The organism is Rhizorhapis suberifaciens (assembly GCF_014200045.1).
GTDB lineage: Bacteria > Pseudomonadota > Alphaproteobacteria > Sphingomonadales > Sphingomonadaceae > Rhizorhapis > Rhizorhapis suberifaciens.
Window position 1 is genome coordinate 46,122 of sequence record NZ_JACHOV010000012.1, and the last position, 23,872, is coordinate 69,993.

The following is a 23,872-nucleotide window of genomic DNA, read 5'->3' on the forward strand; positions in this document are numbered from 1 at the left end:
CGCGCGCGACTATTTATCGGCTGCGGTCCTTGCCCAGGGCAGGGGGTTTGGGGCCGCCGGGAGACGGAAGGGTCATTCCCTCGTCAAAAGGCTTGCCCGTGCGGATATTGGCAGCGACGGACGCGCGCGCGGCATCGCCCGCTGCTTCCACCAGGCGCGCACTATCACCCCGCGCAAGCGATGCAGCCTGCGCCCTGTCCACAATATCCTGAGCGGCCGCGAGACGGGGATCAGCCTTGTTCTGGTCGGGAGTGTTTTTCAGGAAGGTGTCGGCCAGGCGCTCATGCGCCGGAGACTGGCCCGGAGGAAGGATCGGCCGTTCAAGCGACCGCACCGCCCGCTGAATAGCCGCAAGCTGCTGCGTATTGATACGGGCCGCCAAGGCGGCGCCGATTTCGCGCACGCGCTCCAACGGCGTCTGTTCAGCGGAGATGACCGCCTCAACCTCACGCTGCCCCAGAAAGTTAAGCAAATGCGATTGATAGACCGGCCCCTTGGCGTGCCGGACATAGGCAAGTTCCATGCGCGCCGCGACGATCCGACTGTCCGGCGCACCATCGTTCACCAGCTTCTGCAGGCGCTCGGCTGCCTCGGTGCGCGCCGCCGGCAGATAGCGGTCAAGCTCCTCGCGAACCTTGCTCAGGCTCAGGCGATAGCGCTGCCCGGTCGGGGGATCACGCGCAGGTAGAAACGCCATGCCTCCAGGGCCAGTGCGAGCTTGAACGGATTCGTGGTTGGTGCCCAATGTCGATCAGGCGGCAAGCTCGCCAGCGCCACGTTCGATCAGGCCCGCGACAATCTTGGATGCAAGCGCCGGGGGAACGGCCTCGTCCAACAGCATATCGAAAAGCTCGGCCTCGTTGGACGCCAGCGCCATATCTTCAATCGCGAGATTGGCGCGCGATTCAGCGTCATCCATGCGCCACTGATGAACTTCCTGTGGCGTGCCGCGAACGAAATCCATCGCCCTGACCTGCGCCCAAATGGCCTCGATGTCGAAATGAAGCATGGTCGATATCCTTACCGCTTCTTTATCCAAAATGGAGCGAAAAGACAATAAATCACTAGGGCGCCGATCGGACAGGCCGCCGCCCCGCATCGTGGGGCGGCGGCCTGTTTCAATACTCACTGGCCAGCATGATGGTCAGCACACGGGTCGTCTGGGCGCTGTCCCACGGCGCTTCGCTGCCAAATTCCAACTCCCTGTCATAACAGTCAATTTTCCAGAAAACCGTTTCCTCGATCAGCTTTTCATCCTGGGGACGATGCTGCACCCATTCGCCGGAAACAAGGCGATAGATTGCGCCGAAATCATGCTCGCCGTGCGGATCGTTGCCCTCGTCAAACTGATCGAAAACCATGATCTGCCGCACCGCCCGATGACGATCATGATCCTGAAGGGCGGCAAAGCCGATGGTCATGTTGGCGCGGCACGCCACCCCTGGGTTTTGGCGCGCTGTATCGTTCAGCGAGCGAATGCGGTCGGTTTTCTCCGCGTCGGGCAATTCGATGGTCATAGTATGGTCCTCCTTCGCAGGCCGAAAGGCCACGGCCTGGCGGCCCTGCCGTTCCGGCGAGGAACGGGATGGGGAGGGAGGGCGAGAATCTACCGCTGGCGCGGGCGAGCTGCTTAGGTCGGCCGCCGCCATAGGCGGCGCAATACCGGCCTTGGCAGATTACACGGGCGGTCGATTGTCGTTTGGGAACGAAAGGGCGGCGCCCTTGGCGTTCCCCGCGCTGAATGCGCCCTATCAGAGAGCATCGGCGCCGCCGAGGGCGCCGCGCCTAGTGCGTCCGCTGCCTGCCGAGCGCTCACGCGCTAGACGCGATATCGCTCCCAAAGCTCGCCCACCTGGTCACGATAGCCCCATGCGTCGGCATAGACCGTCGATTCCTGTGCCAGATAGGCCATGATCGTCAGCATATCTTCGGCAATGACCGCATCGACGTTGCAAAAGTGGAGGATCGGAAAATGGCCGCATTTGTCACCGTTCCACCAAGCAAGCAGGAAATCCGCCACTTTGCCGGATGCGCCGGTTCGGCCGCGCGGGTCGACGGAAGAGCTATGGCTAGGAGGCGGCCGATCGCCGCGCCCATCTCGTCAGAACTGACAGCGCGGATAACGGGCGCTTTTGGGGCACTTGGCTCATAGGTCTAACTCCTGTTGGCGATACTGCGCTGGCTCGTCCCCCTCGGTCCCCTGCCAGGCAATGCGCCCATTTTCATAGATGGTGACAAATCCGCGCACTCGCGTCGCGCGGGCCGGTGCCTCCTTCGGCTCGAAGTTATAGCAACGCGACCGCTCGACAGTTGCAGAAAATGAAGTCGGCCCGGTGGGACGAAGCCGCAGCCGATCGCAGGCCCCACGCGGCTCGGCGATCCGTCGTTTGATCGCGCCATTCTGAAATGCGCGATAATCGTCACGGTCTCGCTCAGGCGGCGGACGCCAGTGCCGGCATCCGCCGCAATTGGCGGCCGCCGCGAGCACTGGACGTATCTGGTCCTCGTCATCGAGACGAGGACCATGATTATCGCCTATGCCGCGCACGACAGCGCCTCCGCGCCCATCATGCCGAGCAGCATATCGGCGGCGGCCTGAGCTTGGGTCGCGGCGGTGAAGATCGCGCGCTTGTCGTTGCGCAGCGCGGTCAACCATGAAGCTAGGTAGGAGGCATGGTCCTCGCGATCATGCAGCTTTATGCCGATGGCCGCGCTGACGAATGCCGCGCCCAGCTCCGCAACCAATTCCTCGCGGGCGACATCCTCCCGCTTATCGGAATAGAGCGTCGGGCGCGCTAAGCGGCTGCTGTGTCCGACGCCGTGACAAAATTCGTGCGCGAGCGTGGAATAATAGTCGTCGCTCGTGAAGAAGTCCCGAAACTCGGGCATCACGACCTGATCGCAGCCGGGCATGTAATAGGGCTGCGAACCCTCATGGCGCAAGGATATGGTGATACGCTGGAATAGGGCGTCCAGTTCGCCGTCGCGATTGGTGGATTTCAGGATGGGTTCGGGCGTCGGATAGCGGGCCTCGATCCCGTCGATTTGCTCGGAATTGAAAACGACATAGCGTTTCAGGAAAGGGATACCGCGCCGGACCTCCTCGCCTGCGTCATTCTCCTCGGTCCGTTCGACCTTGTTGGCATAGACCACGACAGAGCCTTTCGCGCCCTTCCTAACGCAACCCCCCAAGGCGAGCGCCTGCTTGAAGGTGAGCCAATGCGGCGACGCAAAGCCCTTCGTCATGGCTGAGACCCAAAGGGTCAGCACGTTGATGCCGCGATAGGGAACGCCGGTGTGACGAAGCGGGATGCTGGGGGAAGTGCCTGCCCATGATTTCGACCATGGCCTTGTGCCTGCCTCGATCATCGCAATCATCTGATCGGTGATTTCCTGATAAACATCGGTGCGATTTTCGGTGATCCGTCCCATGATTTTGCTCCTTCCATCGGGCTGAAAGCCGCTGCCTGCGGCCTGCGGCTCTGCCCTTCCGGCGAGGAACGGGATGGGGAGGGAGGGCAAAAATCGACCGCTGGCGCGGGCCGGCCGCCTAGCCTGGTCGCCGCCCGCAAGGCGGCGGGCTACCCAGGGTTGGCGGACTACACGGGCGGTCTATTTTTGTTCGGGAACGAAAGGGCAGCAGCCCTTGGCGGTCCCCCTTGAAGACAATATGCATGCGAAACACCACGGTTTGCCGCCGACACGTGGGCGGCCGAGCGCCCTGGCCGGCGCTCCGAAAGCGGACAGGCAGCTTCTCGATCGCTGGCAGCGGGCCCCCGGCTGCGCTGCAGGACGCCGTCGACTTCCACACTCAACGCAGGCATGTTCTTCAAGACATTGGGGAGTTCACGTGGGCACCGAAATCGAACTGACAGTCGAGGGCATCGCCCTCGACTGGTCGAAGAACATGATGGGGATCGATCACGGCGTCCTGTTTCAGGAAGGGAATCGCGCCAGGCGCCGAGCTGAAGAGATCGACTACTACTATTTCGAGCAGAACCAGCTCGATGCTGCGCCGTATGAAGCGGCGTTCGTGCGCCCACTGGCGCGCGTGCTTCCACGCCTGAACCTGCTTGGGCACGGTCTCGACGGTGCCCGCTTCGCGTATGAAGCGGCGGTGCAGAGCGCCATCGAGCTCGCGGAAGATGTCACATCCGTCGAACTACCGACCGATTTCATGTCGTTCGACGACTTCTGCGCGTTCTGCCGGCGCTACCCGCTTTCAAGCCTCGGCGATCACGTTGTCGCATCTGATGCCGAAGGGGAGGCCGAGGTGCCGCCAGGCCGCTTTGCCGCCCATGCGGACGAGATCCGCAGGATCCCGAAAGAGATTGACCCCTACCCTTGGCTAGGTGGGTATGATCAGTCGGAGAGGCGCTATTTCGCCTCGGTGGCCTGCATTCTCGACGCATATTCGATGTTGCAGGTGCTCGGCCGTGATGGCGCCAACGCCGATGCCGAGGTGATCTGGCAATACGGGCCGCTGGTGAAGAACGGCTGGGAGGACGCCTCATCGTTCGTTCCGGGGGCGCCACGGCACAAGCGTATCCTGGTTGCGACCGAAGGTACTTCTGACGCACGGATTGTCAGACGGGCGCTGGACGTGCTCCGCCCCGACGTGACCGACTTCTTCCGCTTCATCGACGTGAATGAGAGTCACCCGTTCTGGGGCACCGGCAGCCTCGTGAAGTTCGCCGAGGGACTGGTCCGGATCGATGTCCAGAACCAGATCCTCTTCCTGCTCGACAATGATGCGGAAGGCAAAGACGCCGATCGCCGCCTGCAAAATCTTGGTATGCCGGAAAACATGCGCGCAATGGTGCTTCCGGACCAGGAAGCGTTCCGTGCATTTCCGGCTCGTGGACCACAGGGCATATCGTCCAGCGACATCAACGGACGAGCCGCCGCGATCGAATGCTACCTAGACCTCGCGCTACCAGACTATGGTCCAGCGCAGGTGCTGTGGAGCAACTACAAGAAGGAGGTCGACGCTTGGCAGGGCGCGCTGGACTTCAAGGAATCCTACGCCAAGCACTTCTTTGCGCAGACGGACGAAAATCTAGCTGGCGATGGGTACGACACTTCGAAGCTGGAGGCCGTGCTGAACAGTCTGATTGCCGAAGCCACGATCTTGGTGTCGGGCCGGAGCTGACGCCTCTCCAGCCCGATACAGCGCACGCGTCGTGCCGTGTTCAATTTCAATGCGGCCGAATTCGGCACGTTCTCGATTTCCTACGATGCGGCGGTGCTGTATCAACCGGATTCAACGATAGGGGGATCTGAATGGCAGCGCGGTGGCTGGGGCTAAGTGCTTCGAAAGACTCGGTTGTGGCGGTCGATGCCGAGATACCGGATGACGATGGACCGATCATCATCAAGTCGGATGATACTTGGAAGGTACAAAAGGGCGACCGGGCGGCCGCCTACAATTTCCTTCACCAGCAGTGCGCCGACTATATCAAGGAAAATGGCATCGATGCCGTGGTGGTGAAGGCCAGCGCCGTCGCGGGGAAGGGCTCCGCCACGCTGGGCTTTCTCCTCAGCGCCGAGGTCAGGGGCATCGTGATCGCGGCCGCCGCCTCGCAATGCCCCGTGAAGGCACTCTCGAAAGCCGTGATTAGCAGGACCTATGGTGATCGCAAGGTCGACGAATACGTCGGCGACGATGCCTTCTGGACGGACAAGACCACCGGCGGCTCCCTGCGGAAGCTCAGCCGGGAAGCGACGATGCTCCTGATAGCGGCGCGGAACGCCTGATGGCCAACTACGTCTCCGACCTAAAGCTCGGCGCCAAGCTCGGCAATGGTCATTTCGGCGAGGTCTTCCAAGGAGAGGATCCGGCGCATGGCCAGGTAGCCGTGAAGGTGCTGAAGCGCGAGTGGTTCCACGACGACGCCACGTGGCCCGGCTATAAGGCAAGCTATCTGGCCGAGGCGAAGAATCTCGCGAAAGCGAGCCATCGGCACGTCGTCCAGGTGCATCATGTCGTCGAGGCGCCGGACGGTGACAGCGTGGTGATCTGCATGGCGTTCTGCCCGGGCGGTTCCCTGCAGTCGGCCTTCGAGCACGGGCCCATGACGCTTTCCGCGGTGCGCAAGGTCGGCACCGAGGTTCTCATGGGCCTGGGGGTCATGCATTCACGTGGAATGGTCCATCGGGACATCAAGCCGGCGAACATTCTGCTGAATGGCAAGGCCGAGGCTCAGATCAGCGATTTCGGTCTCGTCACCGACGAGCTCGTCCTAGGTTACGCATCACAGGCGGGCTACAGCGACCACATCGCCTATGAGGTCTGGAACGGTAAGGGCACCAGCGCGAAATCGGACATCTGGGCGATTGGAATGACGCTATATCGGCTGCTCCACGGGAAGGTCTGGTACGAGGAAGCGCTCAACCCCCGCGACATCGTCAAGGATGGTGGCTTCGCCGACACGCTGACATGGCTACCCCACGTCTCGAAGCCATGGCGCCGCGCGATCCGCAAGATGCTGAACGACGACGACGACGCCCGATGCCAGAACGCAGCTCAGGCGCTCAACGTGCTGGCGAACCTCCCCACGTCGCCAATCTGGGAGACGAGCGTCACGACGGACCTAATCCGTTGGGAGAAGACAAAGGGCGCGCGCCGCGTCGTCGTGGAATGGAGGCGGATCTCGCCGCGCAAGAATGAGTGGGAGGCGTGGAGCGAGCCCATCGGCAAGGGGCGAAACAAGCGTCTCGCGGGCTCGGGCGGCGTGGTCGGTCGTACTGCGGCCGTGAAGGGGCTCGAAGCCTTCTTCGGCTAGCGCGGCCTCAGGTGCCTGGGCAGCAGGTAGTTGCCCGTCAGATCAGCGGCTGTGATGGGCGTGAGGCCCAACCGTGGCGCAGCCACCGCCTGACGCTCGGCCGAGCACTTCCTGCAGTGCGCCGCGTCAGCCACCGCGCCCTGCGCTGGGCGCCAATGTCGACCGCAATGTGGGCACTGGGGCAGACTCAAGGTCAGGTTGGGTGACTTCCGGCTCATGGGCTCCTCGCCATCTTCATGCCAGGTTGTGAACAAAACGTGAATCATCCGAGTGCATATGTCAAGGGGCGCACGCCTTGCGTACCACCCCTCGGGTGCTGCGACTGCGCAAGTCGCCGTCGCGTAATCCGGTAAAAATGGGGTGCCCGCTTCTGCCTGTGCGGCGGCCAACCTTCAGGAATGGCCGCTATCCTATCGTACGTTCCCGGAAGCTGCCGGTCAGGCCTCCACTTGAACAAGTCGACCAGGCCGATCGGCTCCCCCTGCTCCGTTAGTCGATCGTCACCCGAATGGGCGGAAACCCGTGGCGGGGTTCCGTGGAGCGCCGGAACGGGGCGGAATAGAGCGCGGGCCGAAGGCAACGGCCAGTCAGGAGGGAAAGAGGATCGTGCTGTAGTCCTGAGCGCCGTGCAGAATGTGAATGATGACCACTTTTTCAGTCTCGACACGGTAGAAGATCAGATAATCGCCATGCCCGCGCCGGCGTACGCCGGACGTTTCAAAACGGGGGACCAGCGGAAACCGCTCCGGCATCTCCGCCAGACCAAGGCATTTGGCTCGCAGTTCATGCAGGAAACTCAAGGCCCGCACCGGATTGTCCCGGGCGATATAGTCACCGATCGTCTCAAGATCATATTCGGCCTCGGCCGACAGATGGACGATCATTCGTCGCCGGAATCCATGGCGCGATATTTGGCTTCAAGTCGGTCGAACACCTCGCCCGCCGGCTTGGTGCGCCCCGCATCGGCATCGGCAAGTCCACGCGCGATTGAGGAATCCAGCGCGACAAGACGCGCTTCGCGATCCTGTATCAACCGCACCCCCTCACGGAGAACCTCACTCTTGGAGTTGTAGCGCCCCGTCGCGACGAGGCCCGCAACGAAACTTTCAAGCTGCTGCCCGAGATCCGCGCTAATCATGCAGCGTCTCCTTTCGACGGGGGATATAGCAGCTTATCAACAGTTGATAAAGCAGGGTCGTCACTTCCTGATGGAATTGGCCCCACAACCGCTAGGCAAGGTCGCCCGATCGATCGCCAGTTGGCGCATCCCTTCATAGTCCTGCCCCCACAAACCAAGCCGTTGCTGCGCTGCCCGTTGCATCAGTTTCACATAGGCCCCGCCCGAATATCTCCGATAATCCACGGCATAGCCCTGGGCCACCATCGTCGCGGCCACGCTCGCACCATTTGCCTTGAACCGACATGACAGATTCAACCGGCCATAGCTCGTCGCCGGACTGCGGCACTGCCTCTCCCGCCTCAGCGCAAAATCGAACAGGCTCGTGGCGCATTCTACGCCGCCATCCCGCTCCGCCAATCCCTGCATCGTCAGCGTCGAAAGCTGCTTCAGCCGCAGCCGATCATCATCCGGCACGTCGATCCCGACAATCCGGACCCGCGACCCCGACACGTCGAGCGTATCACCGTCCACGACACGCGGCCGTGCATCATTGAGCCGCAACGACGTGATATGCGCGACCTGCTCTTTCTGCTGCGCCAGCGCATAGACGGACACTGCCCCGAACATCACCGCGATCATGATCCGCTGGTGATTGGGCAGGCCAGGAAACAGCTTCATTGCGCGCGGATCTCACGCAAAAGATCATTCCAGTCGCCAGCATGGGGCGGCAGCTTCACGCTGAGCTGGCGGTCATTGGCCGTCAGGTGCGGCGCTGCGCGTTTGACGGCGCGCGCGGCCTCGGCCCCATGCTGACTGTAGATGATGATGGTGTGGATGCTCTCGGGAATATTGAGAGTCTGGTATCGCTCGATCCCCAACACCGGCCAGACAAAGGTTTCCGGCTCCAGCATGTTCATCACACTGGCCGCTTCCTCGACCCCTTCGGCAAGGCGCAGGACGCCATTGGCGGGGATACCGCCCCAGCGCACCGCCCCGCCACCGGGATTGCCCAGCATTCGCTTGGGCTTGATAATCTCGGCCTTGTCGGTGCCATCGGCGCGCAGGAAGGTTCGATGGATGGCGACAACGCCGGCGTCTTCTTCGACGGGCACAATCAGCGCGGGTGCAAACGCCTTCTCGTCCCCGGCGCCGAACTGACAGCGCGCGTCGAAACGAGCCTTGATGCCAACGGGAGTAATGGCGCGCGTGCGCAGATAGCGTTCGGCCAGGCTGCCAGCGAAGGGATCGGCAAATCGCCATATCGACAGGGCGAGCTTGTTGAAGTCGCCCTTCCCTCCTTCATGGCGCTGCCCCGGATCATGATCGCGCGCGGCAGCGAAATTGCCTGTGCGTAGAGCATCCACGATCGCGTCGGACGTGCAACCCGCGAAACAATGAAACAGAACCGCGCGCTGGCCCACGCGCACTGAAAGGCTGGGATCGCCATCGGCATGGGCTGGGCATCGGCACATGGCGTAATCACCATGCCATTTACCGCCAAGCTGTCGCACGATGCGATCGGCATCGCGGGCAACGGCATCGGGATCTCGTCCGCTCACTGGACCTCCTCTGGCTTGCCCCTTATCCTATACTAACCGAAACACATAATTTTATCCAGCGAAAATGATATAAATCGCTACAGGGGGAAAATGGAACTCGAACTGATCCTGGAGCGCGAACTGACATCGCAGCGTCCGGTCGCCGGCACGATCACCGATGTCCAGGTGCATCAGCGCGAGGACGACGGCAAGTGGTATATCAACGTCCGCGTGAGCTGGCGCGGGTCCGCTGCTTTCCATGTCGCCCTCTATGACAAAAAAAGAATTCGTGTTTATTCAAAGGTTTCCTCGGCCATTCGGCACATCGTGGCGGCCTATGGCTACGCTTCCGTAATCGGCGTCAACCCATCGCCCCACTGGAACGACCCGTCCCGTTTCTGACGCAGAATGGAAGGCGAGACGGCAGAAACCCGTATTGCGAGTCCTTCGCAGTCTAGGCAGAGCTCAAAAAGCGATTTAAGGTGTTTTCACAAGAGAGGTGAAAACATGCTAAATCGCTCGTCCAATCTGGTCTCAGCAATCACGTTTCTGCTGGCATCGGCAACACCAACCTCGGCACGCGCCGCCGACAGCAGTTGGGCTTGTGAAGTGCTGTTGTGCGCCAGCAATCCGGGGGGCTGGATGCAATATGCCCAGTGCGTCGCTCCTATCCGCAAACTGTTGCGGAGCCTGGCATTGGGCGGCGGTTTCCCGACATGCTCCGCAGGCGGCGTCGCCGCGGCCAAATACACCAAACCGAAAAGCGTTCGTCCTGGCTTCGTCGTGATGACCATGCGTGACGGAAGCCGCACCACCTACACAGTCCCGACCCAAGCCGACGTGGCACAGGCGGAAGCCACAGCCAATCCGGGAGGACCGCTATAATGCAGTTCACCACGGCAGCGATCTTGGGCCTTGCGGCGCAATGTGCACCAAGCGTGGCCCCTTCCACCATCGCCGCCGTGGTGCACACCGAGAGCAAGGGTTATCCGTTCGCGCTCAACGTCAACGGGGTCGCCCGTCAACCCGCGCGGCCGACCAATGCCGTCGAGGCCTCACGCGTCGCACGCCGCTATATCGCGCAAGGCCATTCGGTGGATCTTGGCCTTGGCCAGATCAAATCCAACAATATGTCTGCCCTGGGTCTGACGTGGAGCAATGTGTTCGATCCCTGCATCAACATCGGCGCTGCCGGAAAAGTGCTGGCGGGCAACTATCGTCAGGTCCGCGACGGAAGGATGCCGCAAGAGGCGCTTCGGGTCGCCCTGTCCATGTACAATACCGGCTCGAGAACGCGGGGTTTTCGCAACGGCTATGTCGGCCGCGTGCTGAACAATGCCGGCGTGTCCGACGGGATCGCTCCTGCCGCCTATGCGCCCCCTGCCCTGCCCGTACAAGCCGATGCAGCGATCAAGCCGCCAGCCAATATGCTGGCTGAACTGGTCGCGGAGAATATGCCCGAAGCCATGCCCGCGCGGGCAGCATCACCACCACCCCCGGCCTGGGATGTCTTTTCCCGAGCCGCTTACGAGCGTGCGCGGAGCGCCGAAACAGGAGGAAGCTGATGAAGTCACACGCATCCATGGACAAGCCGGCGAAATCCGCGCGATCGACAGTTCAACGCCATGTGGCGGCGATGTCGCCGCGCCAGCGCAGGACGGCGACGATCGCCGCCGCCGTTGCCGTAGCGGGGCTTGCGTCGCTCGTGTCACCGGACCCGGCATTCGCCCAATCCGCCAATCTGGAGGGCTTCGCCAACAATGTGCTGGGCCTGCTCAGCAACGGCCTGCTCCGCGCCATTGCGGTCATCGCCGTCATTGTCGCTGGCGCAGGATGGTTGATGGGCCGGGTCAACACCGGCGCACTAGTGACAGTCATCATCGGTATCGCGATCATCTTCTCGGCGCCGTGGATCGTGGACCAGATCGCAGGCTCAGCCTGATGGACCGGCGGCCCGACGGCGCATCAGGCCGCAGCATTGAACGCTGGCAGGGAGGCGGCCATGGCCGATGAGAGAGAGGAGATAGCGCGCAACACGCTGTTCCTTGCGGTGACACGGCCAGCGCTGTGGGCGGGCATCCCGATCGAAGCGGCCGTGCCCATCCTGCTGGTATCGGCCTGTGTCCTGATCGGCACCAACAACCCCGTCTATGCGCTCGTCACAGGCGCGGTTTGCTATGGCCTTGCCCGCCTCGTGGTGCGTCAGGATGTCAACGCCTTCAGGCTGATGTTCCTGTTCTTCCGCACCAAGGCGGCGAACCGCAATCGCACCTTCTGGGGTGGGTCGAGCTACACGCCCCTCCCCCTCAAGGGCATTGCCCGCAAGGGCTTCGGGCGCCGTGGCTAGAGTGGATCGTCTTTCGGCCCAGGTGCCGATGAAGGTAGCGCTCAAGGAAGTGCTGCCTACCAAGTTCCTGCCCTATGCGCGGCACATCAATGACGAGATGATCGTTCTAGATTCCGGTGCTTGTCTGCTCACCTTTGAGTTGCAGGGCCGCGCTTTCGAGACGGCCGATGTTCGCGATCTCAATGACTGGCATTCCAAGCTCAACGGGATGCTGCGCAACCTGCACGACGATCGCCTGTCGATCTGGACGCATCTGGTCAGGGCGCGGGTCGAGCAATATCCCGGCGGCAATTTCCGGTCGAAATTCGCCCGCGACCTCGATGCCGCCTATTTCGCGCGGATCAATCGGGAGCGGATGTTCATCAACCGCTTCTTCGTCACCATCCTCGCGCGTCCCGCCGTGCATGGCGCAGACAAGCTGATCCATCTGTTCCGGTCCAAGGCCAAGACCCTGTCAGCGGCCGACGCCGTGGATGAGGATCTGATCGAGTTTCTCGAGGACAAGGCCCGCGATTTTGAGAAGCTGATGGCGCGTTGCGAGCCGCGCCGGCTCGCGATCTATGGGCATAATGGCCTCAAATTCTCCGAACCGCTCGAAGTCGCCGAAATGGTGATGACGGGGCGTCATCGGCGCGTGCCGATCATCCGGGGCCATCTTGGCAGCGCCCTTTATCGGCAACGGGTCATCTTTGGTGGCGAGACGGTGGAGGTTCGCGATGCCGACCGCAGCTCATTCGGCGGCATATTCGGCATCCGCGAGTATCCGGCCTTCACCACACCGCGCCAGTTTGAACCCCTGCTGGCCGTCGATTTCGGCTTCGTCCTCACGCAATCCTTCACTTTCCTGAGCCGCGCCACCGCGGCCGAACGGTTTCGCTTGCGGCAGCGGCAGATGGAGAATGCCGACGATCGGGCCATCAGCCAGATGCACGATCTGGTCGACGCAGCGGACGACCTCATGTCGAACCGCTTCGTGCTGGGCGATCATCACTTCACCCTCGCCGTTTATGGCGGAAGCCTGAAATCGCTGCGCGACCACATGTCGATCGCGCGCGCGGCCCGCGCCGATCACGTCGCTCAACTTCGCCGCCTTCGCGCCCTTCCACACCTACCCCGCGGGCCGCGCCACCGGCAACCATTGGAGCGAAGCCATCGCGTTGCTCAAGACGAGCGCGCGCAGCCCCTATTTCTTCAGCTTCCACAAGCGCGACGTCGGGCACACGATGGTTATCGGCCCGACAGGCGGCGGCAAGACGGTGCTGCTCAACTTCCTGATGGCGCAGGCCGAAAAGACAGGCGCGCGACAGATCTTCATCGATAAGGATCGCGGCGCGCAGATTTTCGTGCTGGCGAGTGGCGGCACCTATCTCATGCTCGCCAACGGCACGCCCACCGGCTTCGCTCCATTGAAGGCGCTGGCCAATACAGCAGAGGATCGGGCCTGGTTGTCGCTATGGGTCCGCCAGCTCGTCCGCGCCGAAGGACGGCCGATCACCGTGCAAGAGGAAAGGCGCATTGATGATGGCATTGCCGCCGTCATGAAGCTGCCCCGAGCGGCGCGCTCGCTCGATGCTTTGCGCACGATGCTCGGCATGGCCGACGAGGGCGGTGTTGGCGCGAGACTGGAGAAATGGACCTCGCGCGGCGCGCTGGGATGGGCATTCGATAACGCGGAAGACGAAATGACACTCGATGCCCGGTTCATCGGGTTCGACATGACCGATTTTCTCGACAACGCCGATATCCGCGCGCCGTTGATGCTCTACCTGTTCCACCGGATCGACAAGATGTTGACCGGCGACCGCACGATGATCGTGATCGACGAGTTCTGGAAGGCGCTCGGGGACAATGCGTTTCGCAGCTTCGCCCAGGACGGGTTGAAGACGTACCGCAAGCGCAATGCGCTGATGGTGTTCGCGACCCAATCCCCAGGCGACGCGCTTAAGAGCGACATCAGCCACTCCATATTGGAGCAGGTGGCAACGAAGATCATGCTGCCCAATCCGAACGGACAGCGCCGCGATTATATCGACGGATTCTCCATGACGGATGCCGAATTCGCGCTGATCCGCGAGGAGCTCAGCCAAGAATCGCACAAGTTCCTCGTGAAGCAGGGGCATGACTCTGTCGTCGTGGAACTGGATCTGACCGGCCTCGACAACGAGTTGGCCGTGTTGTCAGGCCGCGCGGAAACGACCGCGGTTGCCTGTGATGTGATCGCCGAACACGGCCGCGATCCGGCTCAATCTTCCACCAGCGCCGACGTTCAAGTTGAAAGGAGAAGTCCCATGAGCCCCAAGAAACTTCGCTATTTCGTGATGGGAGTCTCGCTCCTGACATGCATGGGTTCCGCGCACGCCCAGGGCATCCCTGTGACCGACACACGCAGCTTGTTTCAGCAGCTTGAGCAGGTCCGCCAGGGCGTGTCGATACTCGCGCAAGGGGCCGACCAGCTCCAACAGGCCCGCGATCTCTATCGTGATCTCAACAAGGCGACGGATATCGGGCGGGTTGCGGATAGCCTGCGCACCGACGCCATGCGCGAACTGAACGTGTCGTCGGGCAGCCTCGATGGTTACGCTAACGGCGATCTTAACGTGATCGGCCGCCTTCGTGGTCGCTCCGATAGCGTCTTTCAGGGACTGATGGGGCAACTCTCTCCCGACGCATCGGAGAGCGCACGGGCAAGCTATGAGACGGGTGCCCGACAGGCTGCTGTCACCGCTGGATTGGCTGGGTCCGTGGGGGATTCCGTGACGAGCCGTCGCGATGGTCTGGAGGAGCTGCGCTCGCGGCTCGGCAGCGCAAATTCGGCAGCTGAGCGGGCGGATATGAGCGCCCGCCTTCAGCTTGAGCAAGCGCAGATGACAAACGACATGATGGCCCTGCAAGCCGTTGAATTACAGCGTCGGGCCAAGGCTGAGGCCGAATATCAAAGCTATCTGACACTTCAGCAGCGCGAGAGCGCGAAATTCCGTCGGCAGATGGGCATCGACTGATGCGAGCCCCACTCATCCTCTGCGGGTGTTCCATGGTGCTGTCTGCCTGCTCACCGTCTGAAAAGGCACAGACCGGCGATGGCCTTCGTTCGGACATTCCACTCCGGACCGTCGACTTCTTCATGAAAAACGACGCCGATCGGACCGAAATGGAAGGCGTCTGTACCGCTTGGAAAGGGTCGCAGCGACCGATCACTAGCTGGCCTGCTGTCGTAACCGAGAATTGCAACAACGCCGACACCGCTAGGTATCAACTGATCCAGAAGCGCGAGCGCGAAAAGTTCAAAAAACAAATGGGCATCTGATGTCGCGATAGGGTGGAAGACCAATGGATTTCCCGATCTTCGAGAACATGATGAATTCAGTGGATGGCGCCCTTGCCGGCATCATCGCGCTGTATTCCTCGGTGATCGGCATCATCTCCGGCCCCCTTCGCGTCGGCGTCACCATTTACATCATCCTACTGGGCGGCGCGATCCTCCGGGGTGCGGTCCAGTATCCTGCTCGCGAGTTCGTCTATCGCACGCTGAAGCTCGCCGCCCTCACATGGGCAGTCAGCTCACTCTATGGGGCATCGGTCGGCCTCTTCACGATGAATGGACTGCCGGGGCAATTCGCAAATGCGCTTGGCGGTGCTGATGTTGGTGGTCTCGGCGGCTACTTCGACACGCTTCTACAAGGAGCGTTTCGCGCCATCACGAAGATCGAGGAGATTGTTCAGGCCCACACTGATGCCGCTGGTGTGAACCTGATTGGCATGCCGAATAACATCGTTGAAATCATCCTCGCTGCCTTCGCAAATTTGGTGATCCTCTTCATCGCACTATTGTCCTGCGCGCTGGGGTTCACAATCTGCGCCTTTGCGCTTTTTGCGCTCGCCCTGCTGGCCGTCGTCGGTCCTCTTTTCGTGGCCGCTCTGCTGTTCGATTCCACGCGAGGATGGTTCTTCGCATGGCTCGGCTCCGCCATCAGCTACATCATGCTAGTGGTGTTCGCGCTGCTGGTCACGCTGTTCATCTCGCAGACGACGGACACGTTCATCAATTCGATCACGAACGACGACGAAGTCCTCATCGCCGTGCTGAAAGCCCTTTCGTTCTACGTCCTGGGCTTCTTCTTCTTCCTGCAAATCCCAAGCCTCGCGTCGGGCCTGGGTGGTGGCGGCCCTGCCTTGGCAGCGCAATTCGCCAACGCCGTAACGGGCAACCTCGCCCCGATCGCTGGCCGCACCATGGCAGGCGCGCCCCTGAGCGGCGCGCGCGCCGTTGGCGCCGGTGCGCGCCGATTGGGTGGAGGCGGTGGCACCGGCGGAACGCTGACCCGGACGCGATAGGAGTAATGTCATGAAGATTGCCATGGCGCTCGCGCCACTCGCCCTGCTTTCCCTTTCGACCCCTACGCCGGTCCTTGCCGCCAAGGAAGCCAAGGTTCCGCGATGCAACGGACAGTCGAAGCGGCCCGCCAACCCTTACGGGACCATCCTCCCTACCCTGCCCGCCCGTAATGTTCCGAGTGCGACGCCGGCAGCGCCGCCGACCAACCTCTTCCCCTCATCGTCATCGCCGGAGGCCGCTTCGCCGGCTGCACGCGACGACAATGGCGTGCCGCCAATCAGCGCCGTCACGCCGCTTCCCCATAACAAAGCGGCCTCACGGCCCGTCTATGCGAGCTGCTGACGATGGCGATCGGTGTCAAAGATAGTGCGGAGGATCTGAAGGCATATTTTGCCGAGGCCCAAAGCTGGGATCGCGAACGCATTGTGGCGGCCAACCAGTCGAAGCGATTGGCCTGGATCGTCGCTGGTGTCGCCAGCGCTATATCGATCGTAGGCGTGGCGTCCGTGGCGATGTTGTCGCCGCTCAAGACGGTGGTGCCCTACGTCGTAACGGTCGATCGCTCGACGGGCGCAACAGAAGTGACGCAGCAGCTTCGCGGCGACAAAACGATCACCTATGATGAGGCGGTCCGCAAATACTTCCTCGCCAACTATGTGAGGGCGCGCGAGGGCTGGATTCCGCAAGCGCGCCAGGAGTACTTCAACCAGGTTCTCGCGCTATCGGCGCCGGAGGAACAACGGCGGTGGATCACCTTCTACAAGAAGGACAACCCGGACTCCCCGCAAAACCAGCTCACCGCGAGCGACACGGTGTTCGTCAGCGTGAGGGCTGTCGCCTTCATCTCGCCCAACGTCGCACAGGTTCGTTTCACCAAGCGGCTTGAACGCGATGGGCAGGCCACTGAAACCCCTGCCATCGCGACAATCACGTTCGATGTGCTGTCCAAGCCGGAATCGGAAGCGGGGCGCTACGCCAATCCACTCGGCTTTCAGGTCAAATCCTATCGCGCGGATGTGGAGATAGGTGGAAAATGAAACAGCTCCTCATGCTTTCGGCCGCGATCCTGGCCGCTGCGCTGCCCGGCCAAGCCAGCGCCGAAAATACGCCCCGCCCCGTCACCGCCGATCATCGCGTGCGAGAGGTCAACTATAGCGATCAGAACGTCATTGCGATCCGGAGCGCATTCAGGACTGCGACCCAGATCGAGTTCGCGCAAGGTGAGGTCATCAAGTTCGTCGCGATGGGCGATACCGTCTCGTGGGAGGTCGCGCCGGCTGAAAATTCGCTCTTCATCAAGCCGCGTGAACGTGCTGGGGGGACCAATCTCATCGTCGTAACCGATTATGCCGGCCAGAAGCGAAACTACACCTTTGCCTTGTCCGCCGTTGCCAATTCGCGGGTCGCCCAAACCTACTTCAAGGTCCGTGTGCGGTATCCAGAACAAGAGGCCGCCGCGCTCCGTGAGGCTGCTGCTCGCCGCCAGCTCGCACACGTGCTTGCGCAGCAGAACGGCGCCATAAAGGCCGCCCTGGATCTCGGCGTGTTGGAGGGCACCCGCAATCTCAACTACACCGTGCAGGGGGCATCTGCCATTCAACCCTCCGAAGTCACCGATAACGGACAGTTCACCGTCCTGCGCTTCCCCAACCAGCGCGAAATCCCCGCCATCTTCACGGTGAATCCTGACGGCAGCGAGGCCACGGCTTCCTTTGATGTGCGTGACGAATTCGTCGTCATCCATGGCGTGTTCCGCGAATTGCGGCTGCGCCGAGGCAAGGTGGTGCTGTGCATCTACAACGACAATCCGAGCTTCTACGGCCGCGATCCCAAGACGGATACCGCCTCGGAAGTGGTTGGGCGGCAGACGGAGAATTGATGTGAGCGACAAGAGATTCGACGTCGACGCCACGCCGGACATGAACGAAATCGACCGCGAAGCACCCGCGGTCGATCGGCCGAACCGCATTCCTTCCCTCAAATCCTTCCAGTGGGACACGAAGAAGATGATCGTGGCGGGCGCGCTGGGCGGCTCCCTCCTCTTTGCTGCCCTCACGATCGCTGCCGGTGTCGGTGGCAACAATAAGATGCCGGAGGTCAAACCGAAGCCGCCCGCTCCGGAAGTACCCTATGATCCCAAGACCGTGATCGCTCCGACGCTCCAATCAGCGCTGCAAGACCCCAACGCACCGGTGCAGCTTGCCGGTGAACAGGTGCCTCCGATAGGGCCAGGTGGTGCCGGAACTGGCGGAGGGCAATCGGCCGAAATGACCGCAGCCCAACGCCGCGCTGCCGAAGCCCAAGAGTTGCGGGACTCCGCGCGCCGTTCCACCCTTGTCGCCTATAATGGCACGTCGGGCCTACAGGCTGCCGCTGGCCGTGTCGGCGGTCTTGGGGAAGAGGCGCCGCCGACAGCCGCCCCCGATGGAAGATCGAGCGAAGCCACCCCGCTGGATGAACTCAAGCGGACGTCGGCGATCGGGCGCACCAGCGCCCGCATGATTGGCGACCGCAATTATCTCGTCACCGCTGGCTCGATCATTCCCTGCACGCTTCAGACCGCCATGGACAGCAGCGTGCCCGGCTATGCGACCTGCATCGTTCCCCGCGACATCTATTCCGACAACGGCCGTGTCGTTTTGCTGGAGAAGGGTACAAAGGTTTTTGGCGAATATCAGGGCGGGTTGAACCGGGGCCAATACCGGCTGTTTGCGATGTGGAGCCGCGCCGTGACTCCACGCGGGGTGTCGATCGACATCGCGTCGCCCGCATCCGACAGCCTCGGCCGTGCCGGCATTGGCGGCAAGGTAGATCGGTTCTTCTGGGATCGGTTCGGCTCCGCGCTGCTTTTCAGCGTGCTGGAGGATGGAGCCTATGTCGCGTCCACGGCTGTCGGCAGCGCCGGCAACAACGTGGCGCGCGTCCCTTCGGATTCCGCCTCGACCATCCTTCAAGACACACAACATATAAAGCCCGTCCTTCGCGTCGCCCAAGGCACCGATCTCGCCATCACCGTGGCGCAGGATTTCGACTTCTCCCATGTTTACGGATTGGGCCTAAAGGGAGCGGACCAATGACGGTCACGGCCTTTCGCAACACCGCTGTCCTGGACGATGCGATGCAACCCCTTCGCAAATATCTCGATGATGAGGAGGTGACGGAGGTCGTCATAAACCAGCCCCTTGAGGTGGCGGTGGAACGGAAGGGCGGTTGGACCTGGGCCGTCGAAGAAGAGCTGACCCTACCCCGCCTCAACATATTGGCGACGGCCGCAGCGGCGTTCACCTCGCAGGATGTCACGCGCGAAAACCCGATCTGCTCCACGATCTTCCCGACGGGCGAGCGCGTCCAGATTGTCGCCCCTCCCGTCGCGCCCGATGGAACGGTATCCATCACGATCCGCAAGCCCTCTTGCCGGACGATGACGATGGGGGACTTTCACGCCAGCGGCCTCTTCACGGAAACGAAAGTTGCGGCGCGGGGCATGACCGAAACTGAAGATCGGCTGCTCGCCCTGCTGGGCGAGGGGCGTCACGTTGAGTTTTTCGAGCTGGCGGTGCGCAGCCGTCTCAACATCCTGATCTCAGGGGCAACTGGATCGGGCAAAACGACATTGGCGAAAGGCCTGATCCAACTCATTCCAGTAGATGAGCGGCTGCTGACAATCGAGGACACCCGCGAACTGGTCGTCCCACACCGCAATGTCGTCCATATGACCTACAGCAAGGACGGCCAGGGAACCGCCAAGGTGACGGCCAAGGAATTACTCGAGAGCGCATTGCGTATGCGCCCTGATCGCATCCTGTTGCAGGAGCTGCGCGACGGCACCGCCTTCTTCTACCTGCGCAACGTCAACAGCGGCCATCCCGGCTCAATCACGACAATCCATGCCGCTTCGGCGGAGCTCGCGTTCGATCAGCTCACCTTGCTCGTCAAGGAGAGCGAGGGCGGCGCTGATCTCGGGCGCGATGACATTCGCTCGCTGCTCAAAATCCTCGTGGATGTCGTGGTGCAGATGAAGAAGGTCCAGGGCAAGTTTCGCGTCACGGAGATCTACTATGACCCTGCAGGGCGGCACGCAGCCTAGTCTTGGACTGACGCTGGCGCTCGGCTTGCCCGTAGCGCTTGTCCTCCTGTGCCTCACCGGCTCGATCGTCGCATGGTTCGTCCTGGGCCTTCCGGCATCGGCCTACGACCCGATGAAGATGCCGGCATTCTTCTGGTATTATCGCGGTGATCCAGTCGTGCTGAAGGCGATGGCCGCCGGTCTCGCCGCCGGATCGCTCCTATCTGGCCTGCTGCTGTTCTGGTTTGTTACGCGCGAGCCGCCGCTGCACGGTGCCGCGCGCTTCGCCAAGGAAGGCGAAATCCGGCGCAACGGCTTCAGGGGGGATGAGGGGATCGTCCTTGGCAAGAAATCAGGACGCTTCCTGATCTTTGAAGGCAATGAGCATTGCATCGTGGAAGCTCCGACCCGCTCCGGAAAGGGCGTGGGCATCGTCATTCCCAACCTGTTGAGCTGGACTGGCTCCACGGTCGTCCTCGATGTGAAGCGGGAGAACTATGAGGCCACGGCGGGGTTTCGTGCCAAGCACGGCCAAGCCGTGTTCCTGTTCAACCCGACCGACCCGGAAGGCCGAACCGCGCGCTATAATCCGCTGGCCTATATCGACAGGACCGATGCCGACCAGGCCATAATCGAGCTTCAGAAGATCGCGACGATGCTGTTCGTTCCGCCTGAGCGGGGCGAGCCGTTCTGGACCGATTCTGCGAGAACCGCTTTTGTAGGCGTGGGTGCCTATCTCGCCCAATCCGATGCGCCCTTCACCATCGGCGCAATCTACCGGTTGATGACCACCGGCGATACGCGGGGATATTTCCGCAAGGTGCTGGATGATCGGTCGCTTGTCCTTTCGACGGGGTGCCGCAATGCCCTGGCCGACTTCACATCGGGCGCGGACAACACATTTTCCGGCATCGTCCAAACCGTCACCTCCAAGCTGAGCCTATGGCTCAATCCGCGCGTCGATGCCGCGACGGAGGAAAGCGATTTCGATCTGCGCGAGCTGCGTATGCGGCCGATGTCTGTCTATCTCGGCGTCTCGCCCGACGAACTGGACCGTGTGGCGCCGCTTTACAATCTCCTGTTCCAGCAGCTCATCGATCTTAACGTGCGCGACCTTCCCGACTTGTCCACGCCGATCAAGGTGCTGGTCCTGCTCGATGAGTTTGCCCGCCTCGGCCGCGCCCAGGTGATCGCAGGCGCGTTCTCCTATGTGGCGGGCTACGGAATCCGGTTACTTCCCGTGATCCAGTCGCGGTCGCAGCTCCGTGCCGTCTATGGTGAGCATGTCGCTGACGAAATCGTGTCGAATTGCGGCGTCGAAGTCGCCTTCACGCCGAAGGAACTGAGGGTCGCGAACGAGCTATCCGAGCGGATCGGCTATATCGGCCAGGAGGCCGTCACCCGTTCGCTGACGATCCATGGCATTCTTGCCAACCGCTCCAAATCGATGTCCGATCACCGTCGCGCGCTTCTGCTCCCGCAAGAGCTGATGCAGTTTCCCGCGGACGAGCTGTTGTTGCTGCGCGGAGGGATGCCCCCCATCCGGGGTGACAAGATCCGCTACTATGCCGACAGCCATTTTACGCGCCGGGCCGCGCCGGCGCCGATCGTCGCGCCGATACCTCGGCGCATTCGGGAGGATGAAGAGCTTCCTCCCTGCGTGCTGCCTGACGCCGACCAGCTCGCAAACCCAGACCCCGAAACCTTCGCCATGGATTGCGTCGTCATCTCGGAGTTTGAGGACATTCTGGTCGACGTCGAGGCAGATCAACGCGGCCACGAGCGCGTGGGCGTGATTGAACAGGAGCGATAAATGACTGAAAACCTCAACCCTCCCGACCCGCGCGAGGAAGCGCCCCGGAAGCGTCCCGGCGTGGAAATGCCCGAAGAGCTGGAATCCCGCTTTCTGCGTGTGGGAAACAAGCTCTATCGCAGCGCCCATGATAAAACGCCGGTCGCGACGATATCGCACGACCGCATCAAGGCACGCGATGCCAGCGCCCTCCCCGATCTGGTGCGGCTCGCCAAGGCGAATGGCTGGACCTCTCTCAAGATCAACGGCGATGCCGATTTCAAGCGGGCTGCGTATTTGGCGGCCGCCGCACAGGGCATCACCATCGAGGGCTATAAGCCGGATGCCAAGACGCGGGCAGCGGCCAAACGGGACCAGGCACGGCAGCCCAGGTCGACCGCCGCACGCACTCAGACCCGTCAGGCCGATGACGTGGAGAAACGGCAGCGCACCCCACGAACCCCGAACCAAGTTCGTGACAATAAGGAAAAGCCCGATCTGCGCCTTGATCTGGCCGAGCGCTTTCGCCGTCAGTCCCATAGCGAAAATGCCAAAGACCCGGACCTGCGCCGTGCACAGAGCCATGTCGCGCATGCCATAACGATCGCGAGCTCACGCTTCCCGCAAAATAGTGAGCGGCAAAAGGCGTTCGTTGACCGGCGGAAGGAAGAAGTTGCAGGTAGGATCGGAAGGGGAGAGCGTATCGCCGGCGTGCGGATTCTCCAGCAACAGGACGAGCGCATCATCGAGATGCAGCAAACCCAGATCTTGCAATATCAGCGATCACCGAGCGGTCGCTAAGGATCGTACGTTTACAGCTCCCTTGCTTGGCGGCTTTTTGCATCACACCGGGCGTGGAGCTGTTGCTGAAGCCGCCGCGCGATCAACCAAGCGCCTCGGTTTTCTGAGCCCCCTTTTATGCCGACGGCACAATGATGTGCCCGGATGAGGGTGCTATCGATCATCTCGGTGGACGCGCTCAGGCGGCAGCAGCGTACCGATGGCGTCCCATTCCTCGTCGGATAGCCCAATCCGCCAGTCCAGTGCCAACCTTTGGCCTGCCGGCAAGCCGGGCAAACGACTGCAGCTCCAAACTTGCCCGCTCAACCTCCGGGACCAAACATCTAATAAACGGCCCTTCGGATCCATGGGTTCGTTGCCGTCATAATACGTCTCCGAACATCAACCACAGCAGCGCCATCCAGGCCATCAGGCCAAGGATGCCGACGATAATGGCTGCCTTGTTTCGGATTGCATCGACAAATCCGACTGGCTCTTGTTCATTGTCGTCCAACATTCCTGTTTGCGGGTATCGGGATCGCCACAAAAAACAAAGCAAAATCCCGTTCGGGATGGGCTATTTTACTGCGGCTTCCACGGCCGCCTTGAGCCGATCCCCGGCATCAGCCGTGACTGTTTGCACCATGCGCTTGCCTGTCTTGGGATCGGTCTGGTGGAAATGGAATTCCTTGCCCTTGAGCGGCCCTGAAATAAGGTCGGCAATCATGATCTCGCGTTGCTTGTTTTCAATTGTCGCGAAGGGGGCGATTAGATCGACCAGCCAAATCTGATCGCCGTTTGTCCATTCCTCCAGGGTCAAGCGATTTTCAGGTTCGATCATGCCGCCTTCGAGCTTGGCAACGGCGGAAGGCGTACATTTGGCCCACATGGCGAGCCCTACGGGTTGCTGGCCGTCACGGAACAGATAGAATTGCTGATGGATAAGGGCTGGCATCACCAGCCACTCAAGATCGCCTATGGCAAGCGCCTTGTGGAGCGGCGATTGTGTCAGGAGCCAGGTCATCTCGCCCAGCATGTGGCTGACGGTGGGAGGCGCCTGCATGGCCGGCGTTTCTGTTTCCGTGCTTTTATGAGTTTCTTGTGTCATCGC

29 protein-coding genes and 2 pseudogenes are annotated in these 23,872 nt (G+C 61.6%); 19 read left to right on the forward strand and 12 right to left on the reverse strand.

Annotated elements, in window-relative coordinates; translation table 11 throughout:
* Positions 1-13: 13 nt before the first annotated feature.
* From HNQ99_RS14305 to HNQ99_RS14330, 6 genes are all read right to left on the reverse strand, one after another.
* Positions 14-697: a hypothetical protein gene (locus HNQ99_RS14305; protein WP_184476847.1), complete on the reverse strand. Its 684-nt coding sequence runs from the start codon at positions 695-697 to the stop codon at positions 14-16.
* A gap of 54 nt (positions 698-751) precedes the next feature.
* Positions 752-1,009: a hypothetical protein gene (locus HNQ99_RS14310; RefSeq protein WP_184476849.1), complete on the reverse strand. Its 258-nt coding sequence runs from the start codon at positions 1,007-1,009 to the stop codon at positions 752-754.
* Between the two features lie 109 nt (positions 1,010-1,118).
* Positions 1,119-1,517, reverse strand: a complete 399-nt coding sequence (locus HNQ99_RS14315; protein WP_184476851.1) for a DUF3768 domain-containing protein — start codon at positions 1,515-1,517, stop codon at positions 1,119-1,121.
* 302 nt (positions 1,518-1,819) lie between these two features.
* Positions 1,820-2,020: a DUF7673 family protein gene (locus HNQ99_RS16695; RefSeq protein ID WP_246415009.1), complete on the reverse strand. Its 201-nt coding sequence runs from the start codon at positions 2,018-2,020 to the stop codon at positions 1,820-1,822.
* Between the two features lie 126 nt (positions 2,021-2,146).
* Positions 2,147-2,548 carry a hypothetical protein gene (locus HNQ99_RS14325; protein WP_184476853.1) on the reverse strand — a complete coding sequence of 134 codons (402 nt, stop codon included), beginning with the start codon at positions 2,546-2,548 and terminating at the stop codon, positions 2,147-2,149.
* On the reverse strand, positions 2,536-3,432 hold the full coding sequence (locus HNQ99_RS14330) for an ArdC family protein (protein WP_184476855.1): 897 nt from the start codon (positions 3,430-3,432) through the stop codon (positions 2,536-2,538). Before HNQ99_RS14330 ends, HNQ99_RS14325 begins: the two co-directional genes overlap by 13 nt.
* Before the next feature lie 418 nt (positions 3,433-3,850).
* On the opposite strand from HNQ99_RS14330, the gene HNQ99_RS14335 reads away from it, so the two are divergent.
* From HNQ99_RS14335 to HNQ99_RS14345, 3 genes are all read left to right on the forward strand, one after another.
* A complete protein-coding gene (locus tag HNQ99_RS14335; RefSeq protein ID WP_184476857.1) occupies positions 3,851-5,152 on the forward strand; it encodes a HEPN/Toprim-associated domain-containing protein in 1,302 nt (433 codons plus the stop codon).
* A 131-nt stretch (positions 5,153-5,283) separates the two neighbouring features.
* Positions 5,284-5,757 (forward strand): hypothetical protein, encoded by a 474-nt coding sequence (locus tag HNQ99_RS14340; RefSeq protein ID WP_184476859.1) that lies wholly within the window; start codon positions 5,284-5,286, stop codon positions 5,755-5,757.
* The gene (locus HNQ99_RS14345) at positions 5,757-6,785 is read left to right on the forward strand and encodes a serine/threonine-protein kinase (RefSeq protein ID WP_184476861.1); all 1,029 of its coding nucleotides are present in this window, start codon (positions 5,757-5,759) and stop codon (positions 6,783-6,785) included. Before HNQ99_RS14340 ends, HNQ99_RS14345 begins: the two co-directional genes overlap by 1 nt.
* Positions 6,786-7,372: 587 nt before the next feature.
* Here the strand turns inward: HNQ99_RS14345 and HNQ99_RS14350 are convergent.
* The 4 genes from HNQ99_RS14350 to HNQ99_RS14365 are packed head-to-tail and all read right to left on the reverse strand — an operon-like array spanning position 7,373 to position 9,464.
* On the reverse strand, positions 7,373-7,669 hold the full coding sequence (locus HNQ99_RS14350) for a type II toxin-antitoxin system RelE/ParE family toxin (RefSeq protein WP_184476863.1): 297 nt from the start codon (positions 7,667-7,669) through the stop codon (positions 7,373-7,375).
* Complete coding sequence (locus HNQ99_RS14355; protein ID WP_184476865.1) at positions 7,666-7,923, reverse strand: type II toxin-antitoxin system ParD family antitoxin; 258 nt, start codon at positions 7,921-7,923, stop codon at positions 7,666-7,668. Before HNQ99_RS14355 ends, HNQ99_RS14350 begins: the two co-directional genes overlap by 4 nt.
* A gap of 60 nt (positions 7,924-7,983) precedes the next feature.
* Complete coding sequence (locus tag HNQ99_RS14360) at positions 7,984-8,583, reverse strand: thermonuclease family protein (RefSeq protein WP_246415010.1); 600 nt, start codon at positions 8,581-8,583, stop codon at positions 7,984-7,986.
* Positions 8,580-9,464, reverse strand: coding sequence for a DUF7146 domain-containing protein (locus HNQ99_RS14365; protein ID WP_322790378.1), 885 nt, complete (start codon positions 9,462-9,464; stop codon positions 8,580-8,582). Before HNQ99_RS14365 ends, HNQ99_RS14360 begins: the two co-directional genes overlap by 4 nt.
* A 90-nt stretch (positions 9,465-9,554) precedes the next feature.
* Here HNQ99_RS14365 and HNQ99_RS14370 point away from each other — a divergent pair, with 90 nt between their 5' ends.
* From HNQ99_RS14370 to HNQ99_RS14445, 16 genes and pseudogenes are all read left to right on the forward strand, one after another.
* Positions 9,555-9,845, forward strand: coding sequence for a hypothetical protein (locus tag HNQ99_RS14370; protein WP_184476867.1), 291 nt, complete (start codon positions 9,555-9,557; stop codon positions 9,843-9,845).
* A 105-nt stretch (positions 9,846-9,950) separates the two neighbouring features.
* Complete coding sequence (locus HNQ99_RS14375) at positions 9,951-10,328, forward strand: hypothetical protein (RefSeq protein ID WP_184476869.1); 378 nt, start codon at positions 9,951-9,953, stop codon at positions 10,326-10,328.
* On the forward strand, positions 10,328-11,008 hold the full coding sequence (locus HNQ99_RS14380; protein WP_184476870.1) for a lytic transglycosylase domain-containing protein: 681 nt from the start codon (positions 10,328-10,330) through the stop codon (positions 11,006-11,008). The genes HNQ99_RS14375 and HNQ99_RS14380 overlap by 1 nt, the downstream gene beginning before the upstream one ends.
* Positions 11,008-11,385: a TrbC/VirB2 family protein gene (locus tag HNQ99_RS14385; RefSeq protein ID WP_246415011.1), complete on the forward strand. Its 378-nt coding sequence runs from the start codon at positions 11,008-11,010 to the stop codon at positions 11,383-11,385. The genes HNQ99_RS14380 and HNQ99_RS14385 overlap by 1 nt, the downstream gene beginning before the upstream one ends.
* A gap of 60 nt (positions 11,386-11,445) precedes the next feature.
* Entirely contained in the window at positions 11,446-11,790 is a 345-nt protein-coding gene (locus HNQ99_RS14390; RefSeq protein ID WP_184476872.1) for a type IV secretion system protein VirB3, read from the forward strand.
* 28 nt (positions 11,791-11,818) lie between these two features.
* Positions 11,819-14,036 (forward strand): annotated as a pseudogene (locus HNQ99_RS14395) (VirB4 family type IV secretion/conjugal transfer ATPase); the annotation flags it as partial.
* A 129-nt stretch (positions 14,037-14,165) separates the two neighbouring features.
* Positions 14,166-14,789, forward strand: a pseudogene (locus tag HNQ99_RS14400) (type IV secretion system protein); the annotation flags it as partial.
* Positions 14,789-15,094 (forward strand): hypothetical protein, encoded by a 306-nt coding sequence (locus HNQ99_RS14405; protein WP_184476876.1) that lies wholly within the window; start codon positions 14,789-14,791, stop codon positions 15,092-15,094. The pseudogene HNQ99_RS14400 and the gene HNQ99_RS14405, both read left to right, overlap by 1 nt.
* Positions 15,095-15,117: 23 nt before the next feature.
* On the forward strand, positions 15,118-16,122 hold the full coding sequence (locus HNQ99_RS14410; RefSeq protein WP_184476878.1) for a type IV secretion system protein: 1,005 nt from the start codon (positions 15,118-15,120) through the stop codon (positions 16,120-16,122).
* A gap of 10 nt (positions 16,123-16,132) precedes the next feature.
* The gene (locus HNQ99_RS14415) at positions 16,133-16,465 is read left to right on the forward strand and encodes a hypothetical protein (RefSeq protein ID WP_184476880.1); all 333 of its coding nucleotides are present in this window, start codon (positions 16,133-16,135) and stop codon (positions 16,463-16,465) included.
* A gap of 2 nt (positions 16,466-16,467) precedes the next feature.
* Positions 16,468-17,160 (forward strand): virB8 family protein, encoded by a 693-nt coding sequence (locus HNQ99_RS14420; RefSeq protein WP_184476883.1) that lies wholly within the window; start codon positions 16,468-16,470, stop codon positions 17,158-17,160.
* Complete coding sequence (gene virB9, locus HNQ99_RS14425) at positions 17,157-18,002, forward strand: P-type conjugative transfer protein VirB9 (RefSeq protein WP_184476885.1); 846 nt, start codon at positions 17,157-17,159, stop codon at positions 18,000-18,002. The genes HNQ99_RS14420 and virB9 overlap by 4 nt, the downstream gene beginning before the upstream one ends.
* Before the next feature lies 1 nt (position 18,003).
* Entirely contained in the window at positions 18,004-19,200 is a 1,197-nt protein-coding gene (gene virB10 / locus HNQ99_RS14430; protein WP_322790379.1) for a type IV secretion system protein VirB10, read from the forward strand.
* Entirely contained in the window at positions 19,197-20,210 is a 1,014-nt protein-coding gene (gene virB11 / locus HNQ99_RS14435; protein WP_184476887.1) for a P-type DNA transfer ATPase VirB11, read from the forward strand. Before virB10 ends, virB11 begins: the two co-directional genes overlap by 4 nt.
* Positions 20,182-22,002: a type IV secretory system conjugative DNA transfer family protein gene (locus HNQ99_RS14440; RefSeq protein WP_184476889.1), complete on the forward strand. Its 1,821-nt coding sequence runs from the start codon at positions 20,182-20,184 to the stop codon at positions 22,000-22,002. The genes virB11 and HNQ99_RS14440 overlap by 29 nt, the downstream gene beginning before the upstream one ends.
* Positions 22,003-22,782: an LPD7 domain-containing protein gene (locus HNQ99_RS14445; protein ID WP_184476891.1), complete on the forward strand. Its 780-nt coding sequence runs from the start codon at positions 22,003-22,005 to the stop codon at positions 22,780-22,782.
* A gap of 361 nt (positions 22,783-23,143) precedes the next feature.
* Here HNQ99_RS14445 and HNQ99_RS16815 read toward each other — a convergent pair whose 3' ends face one another.
* Both HNQ99_RS16815 and HNQ99_RS14450 read right to left on the reverse strand, forming a co-directional pair.
* Positions 23,144-23,278 (reverse strand): hypothetical protein, encoded by a 135-nt coding sequence (locus HNQ99_RS16815; protein ID WP_281376849.1) that lies wholly within the window; start codon positions 23,276-23,278, stop codon positions 23,144-23,146.
* Positions 23,279-23,338: 60 nt separating this feature from the next.
* Entirely contained in the window at positions 23,339-23,869 is a 531-nt protein-coding gene (locus HNQ99_RS14450) for a toxin-activating lysine-acyltransferase (protein ID WP_184476893.1), read from the reverse strand.
* Positions 23,870-23,872 lie beyond the last annotated feature (3 nt).

What these genes read in the sequence shown, in the direction of transcription:
- HNQ99_RS14305 (WP_184476847.1), bottom strand. Translation starts at nt 697, where the DNA reads ATGGCGTTTCTACCTGCGCGTGATCCCCCGACCGGGCAGCGCTATCGC.
- HNQ99_RS14310 (WP_184476849.1), bottom strand. Translation starts at nt 1,009, where the DNA reads ATGCTTCATTTCGACATCGAGGCCATTTGGGCGCAGGTCAGGGCGATG.
- HNQ99_RS14315 (WP_184476851.1), bottom strand. Translation starts at nt 1,517, where the DNA reads ATGACCATCGAATTGCCCGACGCGGAGAAAACCGACCGCATTCGCTCG.
- HNQ99_RS14330 (WP_184476855.1), bottom strand. Translation starts at nt 3,432, where the DNA reads ATGGGACGGATCACCGAAAATCGCACCGATGTTTATCAGGAAATCACC.
- HNQ99_RS14340 (WP_184476859.1), top strand. Translation starts at nt 5,284, where the DNA reads ATGGCAGCGCGGTGGCTGGGGCTAAGTGCTTCGAAAGACTCGGTTGTG.
- HNQ99_RS14345 (WP_184476861.1), top strand. Translation starts at nt 5,757, where the DNA reads ATGGCCAACTACGTCTCCGACCTAAAGCTCGGCGCCAAGCTCGGCAAT.
- HNQ99_RS14350 (WP_184476863.1), bottom strand. Translation starts at nt 7,669, where the DNA reads ATGATCGTCCATCTGTCGGCCGAGGCCGAATATGATCTTGAGACGATC.
- HNQ99_RS14355 (WP_184476865.1), bottom strand. Translation starts at nt 7,923, where the DNA reads ATGATTAGCGCGGATCTCGGGCAGCAGCTTGAAAGTTTCGTTGCGGGC.
- HNQ99_RS14360 (WP_246415010.1), bottom strand. Translation starts at nt 8,583, where the DNA reads ATGAAGCTGTTTCCTGGCCTGCCCAATCACCAGCGGATCATGATCGCG.
- HNQ99_RS14370 (WP_184476867.1), top strand. Translation starts at nt 9,555, where the DNA reads ATGGAACTCGAACTGATCCTGGAGCGCGAACTGACATCGCAGCGTCCG.
- HNQ99_RS14375 (WP_184476869.1), top strand. Translation starts at nt 9,951, where the DNA reads ATGCTAAATCGCTCGTCCAATCTGGTCTCAGCAATCACGTTTCTGCTG.
- HNQ99_RS14380 (WP_184476870.1), top strand. Translation starts at nt 10,328, where the DNA reads ATGCAGTTCACCACGGCAGCGATCTTGGGCCTTGCGGCGCAATGTGCA.
- HNQ99_RS14385 (WP_246415011.1), top strand. Translation starts at nt 11,008, where the DNA reads ATGAAGTCACACGCATCCATGGACAAGCCGGCGAAATCCGCGCGATCG.
- HNQ99_RS14390 (WP_184476872.1), top strand. Translation starts at nt 11,446, where the DNA reads ATGGCCGATGAGAGAGAGGAGATAGCGCGCAACACGCTGTTCCTTGCG.
- HNQ99_RS14405 (WP_184476876.1), top strand. Translation starts at nt 14,789, where the DNA reads ATGCGAGCCCCACTCATCCTCTGCGGGTGTTCCATGGTGCTGTCTGCC.
- HNQ99_RS14410 (WP_184476878.1), top strand. Translation starts at nt 15,118, where the DNA reads ATGGATTTCCCGATCTTCGAGAACATGATGAATTCAGTGGATGGCGCC.
- HNQ99_RS14415 (WP_184476880.1), top strand. Translation starts at nt 16,133, where the DNA reads ATGAAGATTGCCATGGCGCTCGCGCCACTCGCCCTGCTTTCCCTTTCG.
- HNQ99_RS14420 (WP_184476883.1), top strand. Translation starts at nt 16,468, where the DNA reads ATGGCGATCGGTGTCAAAGATAGTGCGGAGGATCTGAAGGCATATTTT.
- virB9 (WP_184476885.1), top strand. Translation starts at nt 17,157, where the DNA reads ATGAAACAGCTCCTCATGCTTTCGGCCGCGATCCTGGCCGCTGCGCTG.
- virB11 (WP_184476887.1), top strand. Translation starts at nt 19,197, where the DNA reads ATGACGGTCACGGCCTTTCGCAACACCGCTGTCCTGGACGATGCGATG.
- HNQ99_RS14440 (WP_184476889.1), top strand. Translation starts at nt 20,182, where the DNA reads ATGACCCTGCAGGGCGGCACGCAGCCTAGTCTTGGACTGACGCTGGCG.
- HNQ99_RS14445 (WP_184476891.1), top strand. Translation starts at nt 22,003, where the DNA reads ATGACTGAAAACCTCAACCCTCCCGACCCGCGCGAGGAAGCGCCCCGG.
- HNQ99_RS16815 (WP_281376849.1), bottom strand. Translation starts at nt 23,278, where the DNA reads ATGTTGGACGACAATGAACAAGAGCCAGTCGGATTTGTCGATGCAATC.
- HNQ99_RS14450 (WP_184476893.1), bottom strand. Translation starts at nt 23,869, where the DNA reads ATGACACAAGAAACTCATAAAAGCACGGAAACAGAAACGCCGGCCATG.